The sequence below is a fragment of the Butyrivibrio sp. AE2032 genome (genome assembly GCF_000702965.1).
In genome coordinates this window covers 78,227-98,079 of sequence record NZ_JNLF01000005.1, presented here as the reverse complement: position 1 = coordinate 98,079, position 19,853 = coordinate 78,227, and the positions used below count along the sequence as shown (strand labels likewise).

At 48.1% G+C, this 19,853-nt stretch carries 16 protein-coding genes; 12 read left to right on the top strand and 4 right to left on the bottom strand.

Annotation, left to right across the window (positions count from 1 at the left end):
• Window positions 1-10: 10 nt before the first annotated feature.
• The gene (idi, locus tag BO18_RS18175) at window positions 11-547 is read left to right on the top strand and encodes an isopentenyl-diphosphate Delta-isomerase (protein WP_242856594.1); all 537 of its coding nucleotides are present in this window, start codon (window positions 11-13) and stop codon (window positions 545-547) included.
• Window positions 548-589: 42 nt separating this feature from the next.
• Here the strand turns inward: idi and BO18_RS18170 are convergent, their stop codons facing one another.
• Both BO18_RS18170 and BO18_RS18165 read right to left on the bottom strand, forming a co-directional pair.
• A complete protein-coding gene (locus BO18_RS18170; protein WP_185752504.1) occupies window positions 590-916 on the bottom strand; it encodes a hypothetical protein in 327 nt (108 codons plus the stop codon).
• Between the two features lie 5 nt (window positions 917-921).
• Window positions 922-2,076, bottom strand: coding sequence for a hypothetical protein (locus BO18_RS18165; protein WP_034448846.1), 1,155 nt, complete (start codon window positions 2,074-2,076; stop codon window positions 922-924).
• A 124-nt stretch (window positions 2,077-2,200) separates the two neighbouring features.
• Between BO18_RS18165 and BO18_RS18160 the strand changes: the two genes are divergently transcribed.
• Both BO18_RS18160 and BO18_RS18155 read left to right on the top strand, forming a co-directional pair.
• Complete coding sequence (locus BO18_RS18160; RefSeq protein ID WP_034448845.1) at window positions 2,201-2,701, top strand: hypothetical protein; 501 nt, start codon at window positions 2,201-2,203, stop codon at window positions 2,699-2,701.
• A 13-nt stretch (window positions 2,702-2,714) separates the two neighbouring features.
• Window positions 2,715-3,221, top strand: a complete 507-nt coding sequence (locus BO18_RS18155) for a Fur family transcriptional regulator (protein WP_066738376.1) — start codon at window positions 2,715-2,717, stop codon at window positions 3,219-3,221.
• A 74-nt stretch (window positions 3,222-3,295) separates the two neighbouring features.
• Here BO18_RS18155 and BO18_RS33040 read toward each other — a convergent pair whose 3' ends face one another.
• Window positions 3,296-4,753 carry a D-alanyl-D-alanine carboxypeptidase family protein gene (locus BO18_RS33040; RefSeq protein ID WP_051688921.1) on the bottom strand — a complete coding sequence of 486 codons (1,458 nt, stop codon included), beginning with the start codon at window positions 4,751-4,753 and terminating at the stop codon, window positions 3,296-3,298.
• 140 nt (window positions 4,754-4,893) lie between these two features.
• Here BO18_RS33040 and miaB point away from each other — a divergent pair, with 140 nt between their 5' ends.
• The 4 genes from miaB to miaA are packed head-to-tail and all read left to right on the top strand — an operon-like array spanning window position 4,894 to window position 12,033.
• On the top strand, window positions 4,894-6,357 hold the full coding sequence (gene miaB, locus BO18_RS18145) for a tRNA (N6-isopentenyl adenosine(37)-C2)-methylthiotransferase MiaB (RefSeq protein WP_034448844.1): 1,464 nt from the start codon (window positions 4,894-4,896) through the stop codon (window positions 6,355-6,357).
• A 3-nt stretch (window positions 6,358-6,360) separates the two neighbouring features.
• Complete coding sequence (mutS, locus tag BO18_RS18140) at window positions 6,361-9,090, top strand: DNA mismatch repair protein MutS (protein WP_242856593.1); 2,730 nt, start codon at window positions 6,361-6,363, stop codon at window positions 9,088-9,090.
• Window positions 9,077-11,080: a DNA mismatch repair endonuclease MutL gene (gene mutL, locus BO18_RS18135; protein WP_034448841.1), complete on the top strand. Its 2,004-nt coding sequence runs from the start codon at window positions 9,077-9,079 to the stop codon at window positions 11,078-11,080. Before mutS ends, mutL begins: the two co-directional genes overlap by 14 nt.
• The gene (miaA, locus tag BO18_RS18130) at window positions 11,077-12,033 is read left to right on the top strand and encodes a tRNA (adenosine(37)-N6)-dimethylallyltransferase MiaA (RefSeq protein WP_081861137.1); all 957 of its coding nucleotides are present in this window, start codon (window positions 11,077-11,079) and stop codon (window positions 12,031-12,033) included. The genes mutL and miaA overlap by 4 nt, the downstream gene beginning before the upstream one ends.
• 406 nt (window positions 12,034-12,439) lie before the next feature.
• Here the strand turns inward: miaA and lexA are convergent, their stop codons facing one another.
• Window positions 12,440-13,093: a transcriptional repressor LexA gene (lexA, locus tag BO18_RS18125; protein WP_034448840.1), complete on the bottom strand. Its 654-nt coding sequence runs from the start codon at window positions 13,091-13,093 to the stop codon at window positions 12,440-12,442.
• A gap of 114 nt (window positions 13,094-13,207) precedes the next feature.
• On the opposite strand from lexA, the gene BO18_RS18120 reads away from it, so the two are divergent.
• The 5 genes from BO18_RS18120 (at window position 13,208) to BO18_RS18100 (ending at window position 19,235) form a co-directional block, all read left to right on the top strand.
• Window positions 13,208-13,900: a hypothetical protein gene (locus tag BO18_RS18120; protein ID WP_034448839.1), complete on the top strand. Its 693-nt coding sequence runs from the start codon at window positions 13,208-13,210 to the stop codon at window positions 13,898-13,900.
• Between the two features lie 102 nt (window positions 13,901-14,002).
• Window positions 14,003-14,482 (top strand): hypothetical protein, encoded by a 480-nt coding sequence (locus tag BO18_RS18115; protein ID WP_034448838.1) that lies wholly within the window; start codon window positions 14,003-14,005, stop codon window positions 14,480-14,482.
• Window positions 14,483-14,711: 229 nt separating this feature from the next.
• Window positions 14,712-16,076 (top strand): NADP-specific glutamate dehydrogenase, encoded by a 1,365-nt coding sequence (gdhA, locus tag BO18_RS18110; protein ID WP_034448837.1) that lies wholly within the window; start codon window positions 14,712-14,714, stop codon window positions 16,074-16,076.
• Window positions 16,077-16,281: 205 nt separating this feature from the next.
• Window positions 16,282-17,382 carry an LCP family protein gene (locus BO18_RS18105; RefSeq protein ID WP_034448836.1) on the top strand — a complete coding sequence of 367 codons (1,101 nt, stop codon included), beginning with the start codon at window positions 16,282-16,284 and terminating at the stop codon, window positions 17,380-17,382.
• 2 nt (window positions 17,383-17,384) lie between these two features.
• Window positions 17,385-19,235 carry an SH3 domain-containing protein gene (locus BO18_RS18100; protein WP_034448834.1) on the top strand — a complete coding sequence of 617 codons (1,851 nt, stop codon included), beginning with the start codon at window positions 17,385-17,387 and terminating at the stop codon, window positions 19,233-19,235.
• Window positions 19,236-19,853 lie beyond the last annotated feature (618 nt).

Sequence of the window (19,853 nt, the reverse complement as noted above, 5' to 3'; positions counted from 1 at the left end):
GATGGATGTTATGGATATCGAAAACTGTCTGATCATTGTGGATCTTGACGATAAAGAGACCGGAACGGGCGAAAAACTCGAAGTGCACAGGAAAGGCCTGCTTCACCGTGCTTTTTCAGTATTTCTGTTTAACGGTGACAGTCTGCTGATCCAGAAACGCGCTGCAGGGAAGTACCACAGCGCCGGGCTTTGGGCAAATACATGCTGCTCGCATCCTCATGCGGGAGAGACGCTCGCGGAAGCCGTATCCAGGCGGCTGTTTGCTGAGTGCGGGATCAGAGATGCAGAAGTGACTGAGGCAGGCTGTTTTGTATACCGTGCCGTTTTCGCAGACGGGCTTTCCGAATATGAATACGATCATGTTTTTGTCGGAGAATACGACGGATCTTTCGTGCCCGATCCCGGGGAGATCGCCGAACTCAGATATGTGAAACTGGAAGATCTGAAGAGGGAGATGCTGGATCACCCCGAACGGTTTACTGCCTGGTTTTTCACGGCGCTTGGCATTGCGGAAAGATACAGGAATCTGCATGCGAAGGATGAATGAGGCTGTTGTGCGATCAAAGTGACCGCGGCCCTTTAAAGGTCGTCAGATGAACGGGTCCTCCTGAGTTTTCTTTTCGCCGTTCTTTATTAGCTGTTCGGGTATTTCGCGTTCGATGCCCTCATAAGGATCAGAACCGTGCAGAAAAAAGAATTCGTTCTTTTCATCGAGCAGAACGTTGTCGGTGTTGACCTTGTAACGGATACTGTCTGTCGAATACTGGTGGATGCTGCATTCGGTTTCGCCGAAGTTTATGAACTTGTTGAGCACCAGATACGTGATGAATGTTGAGATAGCTACACATGCGAACAGGAATATCAGGGCAGATATGACGAATGCTATGAAAAACTCATTTGATTCAATAGGTACCATGGTTGTCATGCCTGCCTTTTCTTTACAAACTTGAAGATATCTTCAGATTTCGTGATCCGGTTATTCTTAATGATCTTTTTCAGTCCGACGAGTCCGGTGGTAAAGACTGTCGTCGAGAACAAGATTATCGCGATTATCAGCATGTTATATAGGTTGGACAGGCCTCCGAGATTGAATGTTATGCCCAAAAAACACAGAGTCATGACAGTCAGGACCAGGAAGAATATGCTCCAGAATATGGAATATATCCTCTTTTGCTCCCAGGGCATCGTGCCGACTACTTTGCCGGTCTGACCGTTGATGAGTATGGTATGGGGCTCGCCTTTGTATTTGAAAGTAAAGAACCATACAGGGAGCATAAGATATAGCGGATTGTCCTGAATATCGATCCAGTAAACAGAGTCTTCAAGCATCTTGTTGTCTGCCGCGACTGAGTTGAACGATTCTTTCGAGAACAGTTCATGACATCTCTCAGCGGCAGAGCCGCGAAGATCCTCATATGTCATGTCCGATGTGTTGGAGTAGAATCCGTTAAGATAATCCTCGTCAAATTCCTTGGCATCCTCGAAATAGAACGGCTCGAGCTTCATACTTACTTTATCGTTAAGGATGTTTGAACCGTCGATCGGCATATTCTTGAAGTTGCAGCTGCCTGCTCTCTGGAAATGCTTTCTTTCCGTGTACTTGCCGAAGTGGATATCGCCGCTTATGTATTCAGCCTGAGTAAAACGGGCATTTACGATCCAGTAGGGAACATAGATCCCGCGGATGTTCTCGGGGACGGCTTTGTTCTTGACCTCTTTTGGAATGATCGGATTCTTGAGGAATTTCTCTTTGACTCTTTTCAGTGCCTCTGTTTTGGTTATCTTGAAAGGGATAAGTCCGTCAGGTCTGTATTCCTTCGATATCCTTGTGAAATTGATCGCCGGATTACCGCAGTAGATACAGAACGTTGAGACTTCAGTATCACTCGTAACAACTTCCGCTCCGCAGTGAGCACATGTATAGACTCTGGTGTCATAGTACTTGGAATGGATATCTGCGTTGAAATCGCTGACATCCTCAGGAGAAAACATGCTGCCGCATGCGGCGCATTCCAGTTTTTGCGACGCCGGATTAAAAATGAGCTTTCCTGAACAATTTGAACAAAGAACTGCCATTCGAATATCTCCCTTAACCAGATATAAATATTACTATTTCTGTTGCAGGCGTGCAAATGATGACTGCAAATTGACATTTCACACCGCTCCTTTTAAGATTAGTTCATTGAAAAGGGGAGAGGCTATGAGCGAGATCGCAGAGACAATCGAAGAGCGCGAAAGAGGCGAAAACATCGGATTAGGAATACTCGGTGCGCTGTTGTTCGCGCTGATAGGCGGCGGATTGTGGGTGTTGTTCTTTCGCTGGAACCTTTTCCACGAGATATGTGCCGTGGCATGCGTGACAGGTGCCGTAATAGGGTATAGGCTCTTCACTAAGTCCAGAAGTTTAAAGGGCGTGCTCATCTCTATGGCGGCAGCAATAATCGTGATGCTTATCGCGAGTTATACCAATCTTTCCATAGATGTCTTCTTTGCTTACAGGACCTGGTTTGAAAACGGTCAGGTCGATCATCGATTGAGTTTTTTTCAGGCAGTTGCCGGGGCATATCAGTTCCTTGTCGAACCTGAAGTTATGACATACTGTCTCAAGGAGTTAGGCTATGGAATGCTTTTCTGGGCAGTGGGCTCGGTTGTCTTCATTGCTGACGGGATAAAGTATTACAGAGAACAGAAAGAATACTGATCGGAGATAACAGATGGCCAGGACCAAGAGCGGATCTTACAATACAAAGCAGTCATGTGAGATATTGAATTTCCTGAAAGAGCATGCGGGCTCTCATTTCACGAGCCAGGAGATATCCGATCATTTCAGGGCTTTGGGGATAAACATCGGCCAGGCGACGATCTACAGGAGACTTGACCGTCTGACCACAGAAGGTCTTGTAAACAAGTATATTATCGACGAAAAATCACCCGCATGTTACGAATACATAGGCACGGATAATTGCAGCTGCGGCACGTGCTATCACATGAAGTGCGAGAAGTGCGGAAAGCTCATCCATTTGAGCTGTGATGAGATAAACGAGTTTTTCGACCATGTATCAAAAGAACACGGATTCCTTTTAGATCCCAAGCGGACCGTATTTTACGGACTCTGCAACGAATGCAATGACAGCGAAAACCATTGCGGTGAGGATGCTTGCAGCTGCGGCGGTCATGACTCAGGCTGCGGTTGCCACGACGGCGAAAAACACGATAATTGACGCGTTGCCTGAGAAGCACGGCGTCGCGGAAAACTCCTGAATAAACGATTGCGATTGATTAGTCTGATCAAGCCTCAGAGCATATTTGCGCGCTTGGTTACTTCGTCTCTTCTGCGCTTGATAATGCGTGCGCGGAAGATAAGGAGTACGATCACGAGCAGCAGGATGAGTCCCGACAGAACGGCAAAAGTGATGAGAACGCTCCTTACATTTGTAAGGTTGGTCTTTTTCTCGGGATTGATCTCAACGACTCCGGCCTTTTTCTCTATTACGACCACCATCGTTCCGATCAGATAAGTCTTGTCGGAATAGGCTTTGCAGAGCGGTATCTCCAGCGTCTGCTGCTCGGCGGAAGTGTCTATGACAGCCTCGGACAGGTCGATCCTGTTGGTGCTTCCGAGCTGTGCTCTTGAAGACGTGGTGGTGATATAGGGATCGAGCACGATCCTTTGCTCTGAAACATAGAGGTTTGTGTCTGAGAGGAGGTCGTCCATCTGGACGCGCGCTTCTTCGATGAGGGGAGCAAACTCGCTCTCCGTGATCTCGACCGTTGCAAATGTGGAGAAACCGTATTCGAAGAGCTTGATAAGATCCGAATATCTGATGTTTGCATCAGCAGCGTTGAAAACGCAGCCTACGAGCGTTCTGTTATTCTTCTTTGCTGCGGCGCAGAGCGTGTAGCCGGCAGTGTTGGTGAAGCCTGTCTTGCCGCCGATGTAGTATTCGTAGCCGTATTGTGTCGTGTTGACGAATTTGTTGGCGTTGGAGATCTCTCTGACGCTGCTGTATTTGTTGGTGGCGTTGATCGTGTAATTCAGAGTCTTGGCTATCTCTGTATAGTTTGTGTTCGTTATTGCCTCGTTGAGGATAAGCGCCATGTCGTAAGGCGTCGTTACATTATCCGGTTTGGAAAAGCCGAATGAGGAGGAGAAGTGTGTGTTGAGGCAACCGATCTCAGATGCTTTCGCGTTCATGATATCGCAGAAAGCCTCCTCTGTGCCGCCCATGTACATGCCGAGGGCAAGGCTGCAGTCATTGGCGGACTTCAAAACCGCACAGTAGACGAGATCCTTTACGGTAATCTCTTCGCCTTCCTGGAGTGAGAGCTTTACGTAATCCCCGGGTATCTCTTTGATCTTGGCGGCCATCTCGGGAGTGATAGTGACGACAGTATCGGGTTCCAGACGCTCCAGCGCGAGGAGTACTGTCATGACCTTGGTCATCGAAGCCGGTTCTTTTTGAACGTCGTACTCGTTGCCCAAAAGGATGGAACCACTGTTTGCATCGTAGAGCACATAGGAAGCGGCTGAGATCTGCGGAGCGTCCTCGTGGACCTCGTTTAAAAGATCGGTCTTGCGCTCTGCCGCTGTGACGATGCCGTCGTCTTCGACAGTTGTGACAGCAGGTTCTGTGGACTCTGTAGTCTCTTCAGGATCGGCGAAAACAGCAAACCCGGCAAAGCCCCAGAGGGCCGTAAGGGTAAGCAAAAGAGATGCCAAAGCTGCCGATATCTTCTTCCCGAATACTGTCATAGAGACTCCGTTCTTATGTTTAGTCTGTATATTTTAAAGCAAAACCCCGAAAAAACAAAATTGAAGGTCTTGTAATAAATTTAATAAAAATGCGAAATGTTTTACTGTATAATTAGCAAGGTTGTAGGAAGGGGTCATAAATGGCGATTATCAGGACTACAGATACAGACAGGCAGGACTTTGATTCTGCCGTAAATGAACTTAAAGAATATTTCTCGTCGCTGGGAGCCCGTAAAGGCAGGACATTGACATACAATGTCCTTACATACGGATGTCAGCTCAACGAATCAGATTCCGAGAAGCTCTCGGGAATGCTGTCGGCAATGGGGCTCGAGGCTTCTTCGGGCGGCGAGCTTGATGATGCGGATGTCATCGTATTCAATACGTGTTCCATCAGGGAAAACGCCGACAGGCACCTTTTCGGAAATCTCGGCGTGTTCAAAACGCTGAAGAAGAATGACCGCGATGTCATCATCGCAATCTGCGGCTGCATGATGAAGGTGCCCGAGAACGTCGCAAGGATAAAGAAATCCTATCCCTACGTAGATCTGGTCTTTGATCCGCAGCAGCTTCACAGGTTTCCTGTTCTCTTAAGGGATTCCATCAGGGACAGGAAGCAGCTGGTCAATATCTCCGCCGATGACTATATCGCCGAAGACAGCTTTTTCCCGATCGACAGAAAAAGAAAGTTCAGAGCGCTCGTTCCCATCATGTACGGGTGCAACAATTTCTGTTCTTACTGCATCGTTCCGTATGCGAGAGGCAGGGAGCGGTCGAGGGATTTCGAAGAGATCGTCAGGGAACTCGCTGATCTTGCATCCAAAGGCTACAAGGAAGTAATGCTCCTCGGACAGAATGTCAATTCATACAAGGGTGAAGGCGGAAAGACCTTTGCCGACATATTGAGAGCCGCATCGGACTTCAAGGAATTCTCAAGAGTAAGGTTCATGTCTTCACATCCCAAGGATCTGTCCGATGAAGTAATAGACATAATGGCCGAAAGACCCAATGTCGAAAAGCACCTGCATCTGGCTATGCAGTCCGGATCAGACCGTGTCCTCAGAGAAATGAACCGCCCTTACACTATAGAAAAGTTCCTGAAGATCGCGGAGCAGTTCCGTACCAAAGTGGAGGGCGGATCGCTTACCACTGACATAATCGTGGGCTTCCCGGGTGAGACCGAGGAGGACTTTGAAGAGACGCTGAAGGCTATTGAGACCGCGAAGTTTGATGCTGCATTTACTTTCCAGTATTCTGCAAGACCGGGCACGAAGGCTGCTTCTTTCGAGAACCAGATACCCGCAGATATTGTCACCGAACGATTCGGGAGACTGACTGAATATACGAACAGATATGCCGAAGAATCCAACTTGAGGCTTGTCGGAAAGACTATGGAAGTCCTTATTGAAGGCATAAGCAAGGCAGGAGACATGACATTCTCCGGCAGGACGATAACCAATCATCTGGTAAACTTCACCATTCCCGGAGAACTCGGGATAGATATAGGCCCCGACATGCTCGAAGGAAGGCTCTGCGAGGTCAGGATCGACCATGCGAGACCTTATTCGGTTGACGGAGTACTCGTCAGCATTAAGGGGGAATAAACATTGTCTGATAACGGTTTTGATGAGAATAACGTTAAGGCGGCAGGCCAGTTCCCGATGAGCCTTTCGGACCTGAAGCCCGGTGAACTCTCGCCCATGATGCAGCACTATGCCGAGATGAAGGCCAAGTGTCAGGATTCTTTCCTTTTCTACCGTTTGGGCGACTTCTATGAGATGTTTTTCGACGATGCTGTCAGGGGAGCCAAGATCCTGGAACTCGCGCTCACCAGAAGAGACTGCGGTTCAGGCTACAGGGCGCCCATGTGCGGCATCCCTTTCCATGCTTATTCGACTTACGCCAACAGGCTCGTACAGGCAGGATACAAGGTTGCGATCTGCGAGCAGCTCGAAGATCCTTCAGTAGCCACAGGGCTTGTAAAGAGAGGCATCATTAAGATACTTACGCCCGGCACCATTACAGAATCGGGCGGCCTCGAAGACCGTAAGAACAACTTCCTCATGAGCATCTGCTGCGTCGGCACCCAGTTCGGCGTGGCATGCGCTGATATCTCGACGGGAGACTTTGAGGCGACACAGCTCACTCTTACAGACAACGGCGAGCATCTGATAAACCTCATAGGCAAATATTCTCCTTCGGAGATTATCTATAACTCGAATTTTGAAGACACACCCGAGATCACGGCTATCAGGAATGGTACCGGAATCGCGCTCACGAGAAGGAACGACAGGGACTTTTCAGAGAGCCTTTTCAAAAACAGCGGAACTGCCGTACAGGATGCGAAGCTGTTTACGAATCCCGAGCTGATGTTCTGCGCGTGTGCCGCGCTCCTGCTCTATGCGGAAGAAACGCAGACAGAACAGGTAAAGCACCTTGACGTGGTCAGATGCTATAAGATCTCGGATACGATGGAACTCGACATCGCGACCAGAACAGGTCTCGAACTCACGTCGACTATAAGGACAAAGCAGAAGAGAGGCTCGCTCCTCTGGGCGCTCGACAGGACAAAGACTTCGATGGGCGCAAGACTTCTGCGCAAATGGGTGGAAGAACCGCTTATCTCCGTAAGAGCCATCAACAGAAGGCTCGATGCTGTCGGTGAAGCGAAAGAAAGATACATGGCCCGTCAGCAGATAATTGAAGGACTCACCGGGCTTTACGACATAGAGCGTCTTGCGGGAAAGGTCTCGCTTGGGACCTGCAATGCCAGAGATCTTTTGTCGCTTCGTAATTCTCTCCGCAAGATTCCGTTCGTAAGAGAAGGCCTTGAGGAGTTTTCCAAGGGCATGTTCAAAGAGATAAAGACGGCAATGGATCCGTTGCCGGATATCCTGACGCTCCTCGAGAATGCTATCAGTGAAGATGCGCCCGTTACGGTCAAGGACGGCGACATCATTAAGAGAGGTTATTCCGCGGAATGTGACGAGCTTTATGATCTTGCCAAGAATGCCAAAGAATACATCATGCAGCTCGAAAACAACGAGCGCGAGAGGACCGGCATCAAGACACTCAAGATCGGCTACAACAAGGTCTTCGGATATTTTATCGATATCCCGAGAAGCCAGTCGGACAAGGTTCCCGAGGAATATGTCAGAAAGCAGACCCTGGTCAATAACGAACGTTACATAACGCCGCAGATCAAGGAACTTGAGGATAAGATAGTAACTGCATCATCACGCCGAATCGCTCTGGAATATGAGCTGTTCACCCAGGTCCGTGATGCGGTGCAGGCAGTATCGCAGAAGCTTTTCGACACTGCGAGAGCGATAGCCCAGACCGATGTCATCACTTCGCTCGCGGAACTTGCCGAGAACGAGAATTATGTAAAGCCCGTAATCGACGATTCCGAGATCATAGAGATAAAGAACGGCAGGCACCCTGTTGTCGAGCAGATGATGAGATCGTCGCATGAGGTTTTCGTACCGAACGACATTTCGATGAACGAAGACAAGAGACTCATGGTCCTGACAGGACCCAACATGTCCGGTAAATCGACATTCATGAGACAAACGGCCCTTATCGTCCTGATGGCCCAGATTGGTTCTTTTGTTCCTGCCGACAGCGCGAGGATAGGTCTTGTGGACCACATCTTTACGAGGATCGGCGCTTCTGACGACATCTCAACAGGTCAGTCAACATTCATGGTCGAGATGAAGGAAGTCTCATACATCCTGAAGAATGCGACCAGAAGGAGCCTTCTGCTCCTCGATGAGGTCGGAAGAGGAACGAGCACATACGACGGACTTTCGATCGCGTGGGCCGTCATTGAATATATCGTGGATCCGAACATCCTCTACTCGAGGACGATCTTCGCCACACACTATCACGAATTGAACCAGCTCGAGAGGCTGAACAGAGGCGTTTACAATAATCACGTTGAAGTAAGGGAAGAAGGCGACAGCGTGGCTTTCCTGCATAAGATAGCTCCCGGCGGAACATCCGACAGTTACGGTATTGAGGTTGCAAGACTTGCCGGGCTCCCCGCGGACGTTCTCAAGCGTTCGGGTTCGATCCTTTCGGAACTCGAGAGGATAGGAAAGTTCAAGGTCAAGGGAAACAGGGAGACGATGGGCAACGATGAGGAGCTTTCATCAGAAGTCATGCCCGGTCAGGAATCCTTCTTCAATCCTGACAATGTCGTTTACAGGAAAGAGGACAAGATCCGCCAGACCTTAAGGGAACTTGATCCGACGAGATTAACTCCCATCGAGGCGATGAATATCCTTTATGAATTGAAGCAGAAGTGCTCGGAGGAAGACGTTGGGACGGATTAATGTATTAGATACGAAGACCGCAAATGCCATCAAGGCCGGCGAGGTCATTGAGCGCCCCGTTTCCGTTGTTAAGGAGCTTTTTGACAATGCCTTGGACAGCGGTGCCACGAGAGTCACAGTTGAATTTGCAGGCGGCGGTATCTCTCTGATCCGTGTAACAGACGACGGATGCGGAATGGACAGAGAAGACGCGGAAAAGGCGTTTCTCATTCATGCGACATCAAAACTTCAGTCGATAGAGGACATATATACGCTCTCCACGATGGGATTCAGGGGCGAAGCTCTTGCTTCCATCGCGGCATGTTCAGATGTCACGCTTACAACTAGCCTGAAGGGTGAAGATAAAGGTACAAGAGTCGTCTATGAAGACGGTTCTCTCAAAGATATCAGCGAATGTCCTTCGTGTTCCGGAACGACCGTCGAGGTCAGGAATCTTTTCAAGAATCTGCCGGCAAGATATAAGTTCCTGAAAAAGGACTCTACCGAGGGTATGTATATCACGGGCCTTATCGAAAAGCTCGCGATAATTGCTCCTGAGATATCGATCAAGCTTATAAAGGACGGTACGGTCCTTTTCACCACGCCCGGAAACGGTTCTGCTACTGATGCGGTTTATGCCGTTTACGGCAAAGAAACGGCGAAAGCGCTCGTTCCCGTCAGCTATAAACAGGAAGGCGGAAGGATAGAGGGTTTTACGGGCCTAACCTCTTTTGTCAGAGGCAACAGGGGACTTCAGGTCGTGTTTGTCAACGGAAGGCTCATACACAGCAAGACCGTGTCTGCGGCCATCGATGAGGCATATAAGAACGCCGTCATGAAGAATAAGTTCCCAATATGCTTTCTCATGATATATTGCGAACCCGGAACCGTTGATGTCAATGTTCACCCGCAGAAGAGCGAAGTAAAGTTCAGCAGCGACAATGATATCTTCAGACTCGTATACCACGGGATAAAAGATGCGCTTAACAAGAGCGGTGAAGCCGGAATGACATTCGGAGGCATCGCTTCCAAGGTGGAGGAAGAGGCTGAATCCGGAACACAGCTCAGATATGATTTCTCTGCTTCCCAGTCTGCTTCGGGACCGTCATCCCAGACCTCATCCCGGACGTCATCACCTTCCGTCAGTTCTCATAAGCTCGGACAGCAGGGCGGCGATCCCGCTGCGGCAAACAGACTCCTAAAGATATTGTCTGAATTCAAGCCGGATATAGAAGCGCTCAAAGAGGATACGGCAGGACCCCGGAACGGAACGCTTACAGAAACGCAGCCTGAATCACAGACACAACTTCAGGATTCGGATGCTCCCGGTGTTCCTGATGTGTTTATTCCGCCTGTAACGGAAAATACGCAGCCTAAGGCACCCGCCATCATTGATGATGTTACGGAGAACCGCACTATTACCGATATCGACAGGCTCGCTGCCGCAAGTTTTGTCGGCATAATATTCTCGACCTACATCATCCTCCAGAATGAGGATATCTGCTTTATCGTGGACCAGCATGCCGCGCACGAAAGAGTGCTTTACGAGGAGTTCATGGTGAAGAAGAAACCCGGTGCGCCGGTCGCGGTCGAACAGGTGCTGACTCCTCAGATACTGACGCTTTCCTGGGAAGATTACAGCTTCGTGGAAGACAATCTTTCCCGCTTTGAGGAAAACGGTTTTGAACTGGAACTTTTGGGTGACAGACAGATCGCCGTAAGGACAGTCCCTTTGGGAAAAGCCGGCAGGCAGTCTGCGGTTTTCGGTGAGATCCTTACCGATCTTAAACGTGAAGTGCCTTCGAAGTCTGATATCTGGTATCAGCTTATACAGACGACTGCATGCAAAGCAGCGGTCAGAGCAGGTGACAGACTTACCGAACAGGAAGCCATGAGTCTTATCGAAAAGCTCTCAAAGCTTGAAGATCCTTATCACTGCGCACACGGAAGACCGACATTCTTTACCGTATCAAAGAAGGATTACGAGAAAAATTTTAAGAGAATAGTATGATGGAAAAGTCATTTCCCGTTTTCGAGAAGTATTCATATATACCGGTGATCGCGGGACCGACCGCGAGCGGAAAGAGTGCGCTTGCGTTAGCGATATGCAGGGAAGCGGACGGCGAACTGGTATGCGCTGATTCCATGCAGATATACAAAGGTCTAGATATCGGGACAGCCAAGGACAGTAAAGAAGAGATTGGAGACATCCCGCATTATCTTACCGATATCGTTGATCCCGGTACTGATTTCTCCGTCTACGATTATGTGAGCACGGCGATCCCGGTTATCAGGGATATCCTCGAAAGGGGAAAGCTTCCGGTGGTATGCGGCGGCACCGGCCAGTATATATCTTCGCTGCTTTACGGTCTTGATTACGGTACGGGTGATGAACAGGCCGAACTCGAAGCGACAAAGGAACTTGAAGAAGAGTTCAGCCGTACGGGAATAGAGCCTTTGTATGCGCGTTTGAAGGAAGAAGATCCCGAAGCGGCAGCTCTCATTCATCCGAATAACACCAGGCGCGTGATAAGGGCTTTGGCAGTCCATAAGGCATTGGGCATTACATTCAGCGAGAAGAACAGAAGATCCAAAACAGGCGGTCCCGTATTTCCTTTCAAGGTCTTTATGATCGACTGGGACAGGGAAGAACTCTATGACAGGATCAACAGGAGAGTCGGCATAATGGTCGAGAACGGACTTGTTGACGAAGCAAAGATGCTGATGTCTTTGAATGTTGACAGGTCATCCACGTGCTGGCAGGCGATAGGTTACAAGGAGATGCTTAATTACCTTGAAGGTGTTGAGACTTTAGAGCAGGCCTGCGACAGGATCAGGATCGGCACGAGGCATTATGCCAAGAGACAGCTGACCTGGTTAAGGAGTATGGGAGAAGACGTTACGAAGATCGCTCCGGATGATCCCGAAATCAATTCAAAGCTGGTGCTCGGGCTCTGCAGATAAGCGTAAATGACCGGCCTTTTTTCCCGGGTTTGCGTCAAATCCCGGAAAAACCCCTGAAAAAGGCGCTTTGTTTTTCTACAACTTTTAACCTGATTGTATGATAGACGGATTTTCCGCAGCAATAATCCTCAAAAAATACGAAAAAGTTGAGACTGGACTTTGTTTTTGCGCTTCGGAAAGACTTTTCCAGTGAGGTATAAAACAGTCCGCAAAAGCAATAAAATAGCGTTGTGACGGCTATCACAACGCTATCAGGAAAACTTGGTCGGTTTGATTTTATCAATAAAAATTTAATACTAGTCTCACATTATGGGAGGCTTCCCATTTTTGCTTGCAAATCCGCACGGAGCATAAATAATTAGAATACACACCTAATAGGGCCCTCTAAGAAGTATGTAGGAGGTATTTAATCAATTGTGTAACGATGCAGTCCTACAACCTTGCCTAGGATCCTGCAGCCTTCAGTATTGAAAGGAATGGGAGAGTAGGCATCGTTCTCAGGAAACAGATAGGGAATGCCGTTTTTCTTGCCAAAACGCTTTACCGTGGCTTCTTCATCGATCAGGGCAGCGATAATATCGCCTTCATCGCATGTATTCTGTTTGCGTACGATGATGAGATCGCCGTCCAGGATGTGAGCGTTGATCATACTGTTGCCGCGGACCTTGAGCATAAAGGCTTCGGAATCGCCGATTATCGATTTGCTGACCAGGAATGAGTCACTGTAATCCTCATGCGCCAAGATCGGAACACCCGCTGTGATCTTACCGATCACGGGTACCCTGGTGTAGTTGCTCAGACCGGTTACGTTGGAAGTGACGGATTCCGGTTCAGCTTCATCCGAACTTTGACGGATAACGATCGCTCTCCTGAGACCGGGTCTGTACTCGATGCGCCCTTGACTGTCAAGTTGCTTGAGATAAGTATGAACAGAAGATGTGGATTTGAGTCCTACGCCTGCACATATATCACGGACAGAAGGTGAGATCTGTTTCTGGTTGATATAGTCGCAGATGTATTTGTATACACGTTCGATGGTCTTATTGTCTCCGGTTTGCATACTATGCCTCCAAACATATTTTCTTTTAATGATAACATTAAATTCCGTCGTGTCAAACAATTGTTCATTACGGAGAAGGATACTTGTATTTTTGATTGATAAGGAGTTTTGATTATGAAAAAAAATATAAAAATCAAGCATAAGAAGATTGAAGTAAATGACATTGATGACGAAATGAAGGATATTTCTTCTTTTGATGAGGCCAGGGCAATAATCGAGACCAGACTTAATCATCTCCACTCGGATCTGTTTATACGTACAAAGGCCGAGGAGGCGCTTCTTAACAACATCCTTAAGTCGGAAGATGAGATCAAGACTGCATTGATGGATGTGTATGCCGGTTATTATTCGCCCTGCAAGGTTACGGATACGGTATTTGTTCCGAAAGGCGACGGAGACATGAATGACATGATGATAGATTTTTCGGAAGGTTACGATGATTTTGTCCGTGACATGCAGGTGGCATATGCTGAGAAGCTTGACAGAAAAAGAAAGGCTGCGCAGCTCGTGAAGAATATCCTTTCTCTGAAGTATCCGTACTCCAGGGTTCTTTATCTTTCATACTATCAGCTGAAGGATCCAGATGATGTTGCCGATATGCTGTACTTCAGCAGAGCTACTTTTTACAGATCAAAATCATTGGGAATAAACATGCTCACGAAGATCTATTACCCGCATTTGGGCAACGGAGATGATGGCGATGACGGAACCTGTAAAAAGGCAGCAGGGAAAGGTGACAAGCCTATAAAGCCCAAAAAGAAGAGAGGACACAAACTGAAAGGGGCAGCTATGGCTGCAGCAAGGTGAGCTTCACTGAAGAAGGTATAACCGGACGAATGGCGGGAACGGAAGAACAAGACTTCTTACTTTTCCGAAACAATGCTATAATCGCCGCAGTAGGTATTATCTATGGGAATGAATCAGGAAGACAGGAATACATCGTCCGCACAGTCAAATTATGGCAGATCAAGTGTCATGATCGACTTTTTGGGCTGTTCTTACCGCGCAACGGTAAGGCTTATTAAGGGACTTCCGTCGCGTTTTGTTAATTTCGTAAAGCGTAAGATCAAGGAATACCGCAACAGACCAAAGAGAAAGGACATCAGCCGTGTCTATGTCGTAGTAGGGTATACGACAAAGAAACGTGTTGACGAAAAGTTCAATGCGGAGAGACGTATGATGATCATCAGAAGAGGACTCCTTGTGCTGATCTTCCTTCTTATCCTGTTCATTGCCGTAGACAGGTTTACCGGTCTCATCAACTACGGCGAACTGTCTCAGATATTCGGTATAGAGTCCTGGGAGGAGGTTATGGAGAACGATCCTTTTGCCGACAAGACCACCGAAAGCACGAGCTTCATAGTTACAGAGGTAAGCGACCCCGGCTAAAAGACTGCCAGGTTATATGACAGACAATTTATAACGTTAACAAAATGAAAGTTTGCATCTGCGAACTTTCATTTTTTAATTGCCTATTGAAATTGCGAAATTGTTGTAATACTATACATAACGATTGGTTTGAACTAGGTTGTTTTACCTAAGCTTTCAGTCTACAAAATGAATTTTTAGCTTCGCGAACTTGCAAAATGGTTCGGAGCAAAAGAAAGGTGGAAATCTTATGGATTACAAGATTGAGAATGAGTATCTTAACGATCTCATGCAGAAGGTTATGGCAAGGAATGCTAATGAGCCTGAATTTCACCAGGCAGTATATGAATTCCTTAACTCTATCGCACCGGCACTTCCGGTACACCCTGAGCTTATCGAGAAGCAGGTTCTTGAGAGAATCGTAGAGCCTGAGCGTCAGATCATGTTCAGAGTTGCCTGGATCGACGATAACGGCAGAATTCAGGTTAACCGCGGTTACAGAATCCAGTTCAACAGCGCTATCGGACCTTACAAGGGCGGTATCAGACTCCATCCTTCAGTAAATCTCAGCATCCTTAAGTTCCTCGGCTTCGAGCAGATCTTCAAGAATTCCCTCACAGGTCTCCCTATGGGCGGCGCTAAGGGTGGTTCCGACTTCGACCCTAAGGGTAAGTCTGACAACGAAGTAATGGCTTTCTGCCAGAGCTTCATGCGTGAGCTTTACAGACATATCGGACCTGACTGCGATGTACCTGCAGGCGACATCGGAACAGGCGCAAGAGAGATCGGCTTCATGTTCGGTCAGTACAAGAAGATCGTTAACGAGTTCTCCGGCGTTCTTACAGGTAAGAAGCTCAGCTTCGGCGGTTCACTTGCAAGAACAGAGGCTACAGGTTATGGTCTTTGCTATTTCGTAAATGCTCTTCTCCGTGAGAAGATGGATACTTCTTTCGAGGGCAAGACAGTTGTTATCTCCGGTTCAGGTAACGTTGCTATCTATGCTACAGAGAAGGCTCAGCAGCTTGGCGCTAAGGTCGTTGCTCTTTCTGACTCCAACGGTTATGTATATGATCCTGAGGGCATCAAGCTCGACATCGTTAAGGACATCAAGGAAGTTAAGAGAGGCAGGATCAGCGAGTATGCTGACAGAGTACCTTCCGCTAAGTACACAGCAGATGCTAACGGCTCCAAGGGTATCTGGACAATTCCTTGTGACATCGCTCTTCCTTGCGCTACACAGAACGAGCTCAACCTCGATTCTGCTAAGACACTCGTTGCTAACGGCGTAAAGGTAGTCGGTGAGGGCGCTAACATGCCTACAACACTCGATGCTACAAAGTTCTTCCAGGACAACGGCGTATTCTTCACACCCGGTAAGGCTTCCAATGCCGGCGGTGTTGCTACATCCGGTCTTGAAATGTGCCAGAACAGCGCACGTCTTTCCTGGACATTCGAGGAAGTTGACGCAAGACTTAAGGGCATCATGGAGAACATCTTCCACACAGTTGATGCTACAGCTAAGGAAGTCGGCTGCGAGAATAACTACGTTGTCGGCGCTAACATTGCAGGTCTCCTCAAGGTTTCCGATGCAATGATCGCTCAGGGCTGCATCTGATAATCAGATTCCAAAAGATCTTATTAAGGGGTTGCGACGGTATGCCGCAACCCTTTTTCATGCCTGAGCGCGATTATGACATTTATACACAAACTCGGTGTTTTGCCACAGTTTTCTTTTAATATCTGTTAATTGGCAATAGCATTGGTGATGATATAATTGAGTGGCTTTTCGAAAAGTATTTATATGGAGAATTATATTAAAAATGAGTAATAACGACCGCGGCTCTGCGGGGAATAAAACCCGTAAGAAGTCTAAGGCCTTAAGTTATATCGTCAGGTTTATTGCAGCAGTCCTGGGACTTGCTGTAGGTTTTTTCCTATATTGGGTCTATCTTTTCGGCGAGACATTCGTAGATGTTCCTGTTATGAACCAGGAAGATTACTCAACCATAGCTATTGAAGACAGCGGAAGCACCACGGGAGGAGACGTTTCCTCATCATGGTTTGACGGCGGACACACAAGACTTTACTATGATCCTTCGCATCCCATCCTTGAAGTTAAGCAGAAGGATCCCGATATCGAGAATATCCTGGTTTTCGGCATTGATGCCAGAGATTCCAGCGACTATACATGCCGTTCTGACGCAATGATGGTCGTATCGATCAACAGACGCGACAAATGCGTTAAGATAATCTCACTCATGAGAGATACAGGCGTATACCTCGGCGATACGGAGGAGACTCTCGGTTCCAGGCTCAACAAGCTTAACTCTGCCTATCACTACGGCGGCGTCGGCATGATGATCAACACGATCAACGTTACTTTCGGACTTGATATCCAGCGCTTTGTCATGTTCGACTTCGGCAGCGCTTCGAGCATAATCGACCTCTGCGGCGGTGTTGAACTCGACATTAAGCCTGAAGAACTCTCATATGCGAACCGTTACCTTGACCAGATGTATCTGCTCGACGGTAACGATTCACCTCACCTTGAGAGGGGCGGTGTCCAGACTCTTGACGGACATCAGGCCGTTGCATGGTCGAGGATCAGATATCTCGATTCCGACTTCGTAAGAGCTTCGAGACAGAGAAGAGTCGCCACGGCACTCATGGCAAAGGTAAAAGATATGAGCTATGCGCGCAAGCTCCAGCTCCTTAATGATTCTGCGGGAGTTTTCGAGACAAATATGCGTTCTGTTGATATAATGCGTGTGGCACTTAACTGTTTCGATTGTATGGACAATCTGGAAGAACACAGGATCCCTGATGACGGCCTTTACACCGTCCAGAACGATCCCTGGATGATGAAGATAGATTTTGCAGCTCAGAAGAAGAGCCTTAACGAATATATTTGGGGTGAATAAAAATGAGTAAGACAGTAGCAACTTGTATTGCAGAGACCAACCTGGTCCAGGGAGAACCGCAGGAGAATGTATTCTTTCTTACACTCTCACGTAAGATCGAAGATTTCCCGAACGAATTCCTGAGGACAGCCAGATCGACGTCTCCTATTCAGATCTGCGCTATTTTCTCAACGATCGGACCTGATAACCTCTCCGCAGTACTCAACCTTGAACTGAACGCAGAGCTCGAGAAGATCGCTGCGGCATGTTCAAACCAGGCTGTCCTTGATTTCGAAGGATTTGCAAATCAGGTTATAAACAACCTTAACGTAAAGGTATGCAACTTTGCTGCCAACAAGGGTACACAGTTCAAGACTTCAATGTCCATGTTCGTTATCGAAGGCGACATCCTCCGCGTTATCCATGTAGGTATCACGAAGGCTGTTCTCTTCAGGAACAACCGCATCATGCTCCTCACTGAAGAGCAGACGGTAGCACACAGATATGTCCAGATGGGCGCCATCCAGCCCGGTGAGGAACTCACTCACCCCGAGAACATGAACCTCACACAGTATCTCGGCAAGATGCCTCAGGAAGGCCCTGTCAACGCAGACAAGAAGGTTCACTTAAAGCTTCAGGACAACGACGAGCTCTTCCTCATGGGTGTCGGTCTTTCAAGAAAGCTTCCTTCACAGATGCGCAACTCCATCATCGCCAAGCCTCTGACCACTGAAGTCAAGGCAAAGGAGATCATCAATGCGGCTGTAAGCTACGGCCTCAAGTCCGGACTTACCCTTATCGATATCAAGGTTGAATCAACATTCCTGCTTCCCGGCGATGCCGTCATCAACAGCAATCTGAAGACTGAGGCACCGGTTGCTCAAAGACCCGGAAACGCTGCCAAGACGCAGAATGCAAGTGATTTCACCAATTTGGAAAAAGAAGAGAGTGCAGATGACACGATAAACTATGTTCCCGGTTCGGCTACCGCAGCAGTTGCCGGTATGTCTGACCCGGAAGAAGAGGAGCCTATCGTAAACGAGAAGAAAGAGAAGATCAAAACGATTATCATCCCCATCGTTATCTTCATAGTCTGCGTATTGCTGGGCTTCGGCGTTACGTTTATGGTATTCAACATGAAGGATCTCATCAGTTTTACTGAAGCTACGACGTTCCTTCCCACATCCGCAGGCTCGGTTCTCTATGCGGCAAGTGACGGAGTGCCTGTATATTCTCAGGCATCTCTTGACTCAACAGTCATCGGAAACCTCAACCGCGGTGATGTTGTAACGCTTCAGGAGATAACCGACAGCACATTCTCCAAGGTCATCACGGCAAATAACGTAACGGGATATGTCCTGAGCGCACAGCTTCTGGAAGAAGATCCCACATATTTCGACGAGACAACCGAGATGACAGGTGATCCCACACCTATACCGACAACAGAGACTGCTGAGTCAACCACTCAGATGACTACAACTGCAGTCCAGACTGACCAGATCTGGAGCACGACAAAGGCTACGACAACGAGCAGTGAGTCCAGTGACAGCAGCGCGACTGTTGAGCCGCCGGATGATGTCACACCTACACCTAACCCTGACGGCGGCAACGGCGGCGGAGACAATGGCGGCGGAGACAACGGCGGCGGAGACAACGGCGGCGGAGACAACGGTGGCGGTGATAACGGCGGCGGTGACAACGGTGGCGGTGATAACGGCGGTGGAGACAACGGCGGCGGTGATAACGGCGGTGGAGACAACGGCGGCGGAGACAACGGCGGTGGTGATAACGGCGGCGGTGACAATGGCGGCAGCAACGGTGGAGACGCAGGCGGCGGAGATGCCGGTGGCGGAGACGCAGGTGCAGGCGAGTAATCTCTGATACTATATAAACAAAAATATCAAGACCGGACGGCATAGTGCTTGTCCGGTCTTTTTGTTGATAAGAAGATTGATATGTCGGATAAAACTTTATTTTAGCTCAACCGCCAATTCGTTGGATTTTGTTAGTTTGGCGGTAGGGAAAGTTCTATGATTTCGAAGGAAGACCGCCAATCCGTTTGTTTTTAATTTATTGGCGGTTGGTTTTCTTAAATCTTCTCGTATATCTGACCGCCATTATTAAAGAATTAACCGGAATGACGGTTTATAGCATGCAAGGTATCCTTAATAGATACCGTCAGTTCCTGGAAATATAACAGAATGGCGGTTACCTGAAGAAAACTTATTAAGAATATACCGCCAATTTATTGATATCCGGCAGAGTGGCGGTTATTTGCATCATGTTTTTTGAAAGTTTAACGCCAGTTTTCCCCAAACGATCAAATTGGCGGTCCTTTGATATAGCGTGCAGGCCTGACCAAGGATAGATCATAACAATACGCTTTGAAATGCTAGTCCCTTTTCAGGAGAATAAGCACTTTGGCAACACATTGAAAGGCCTGTGTTGCTTAACCGACAAAACTAAGAAACATTACTGATTGTTTGGGATTG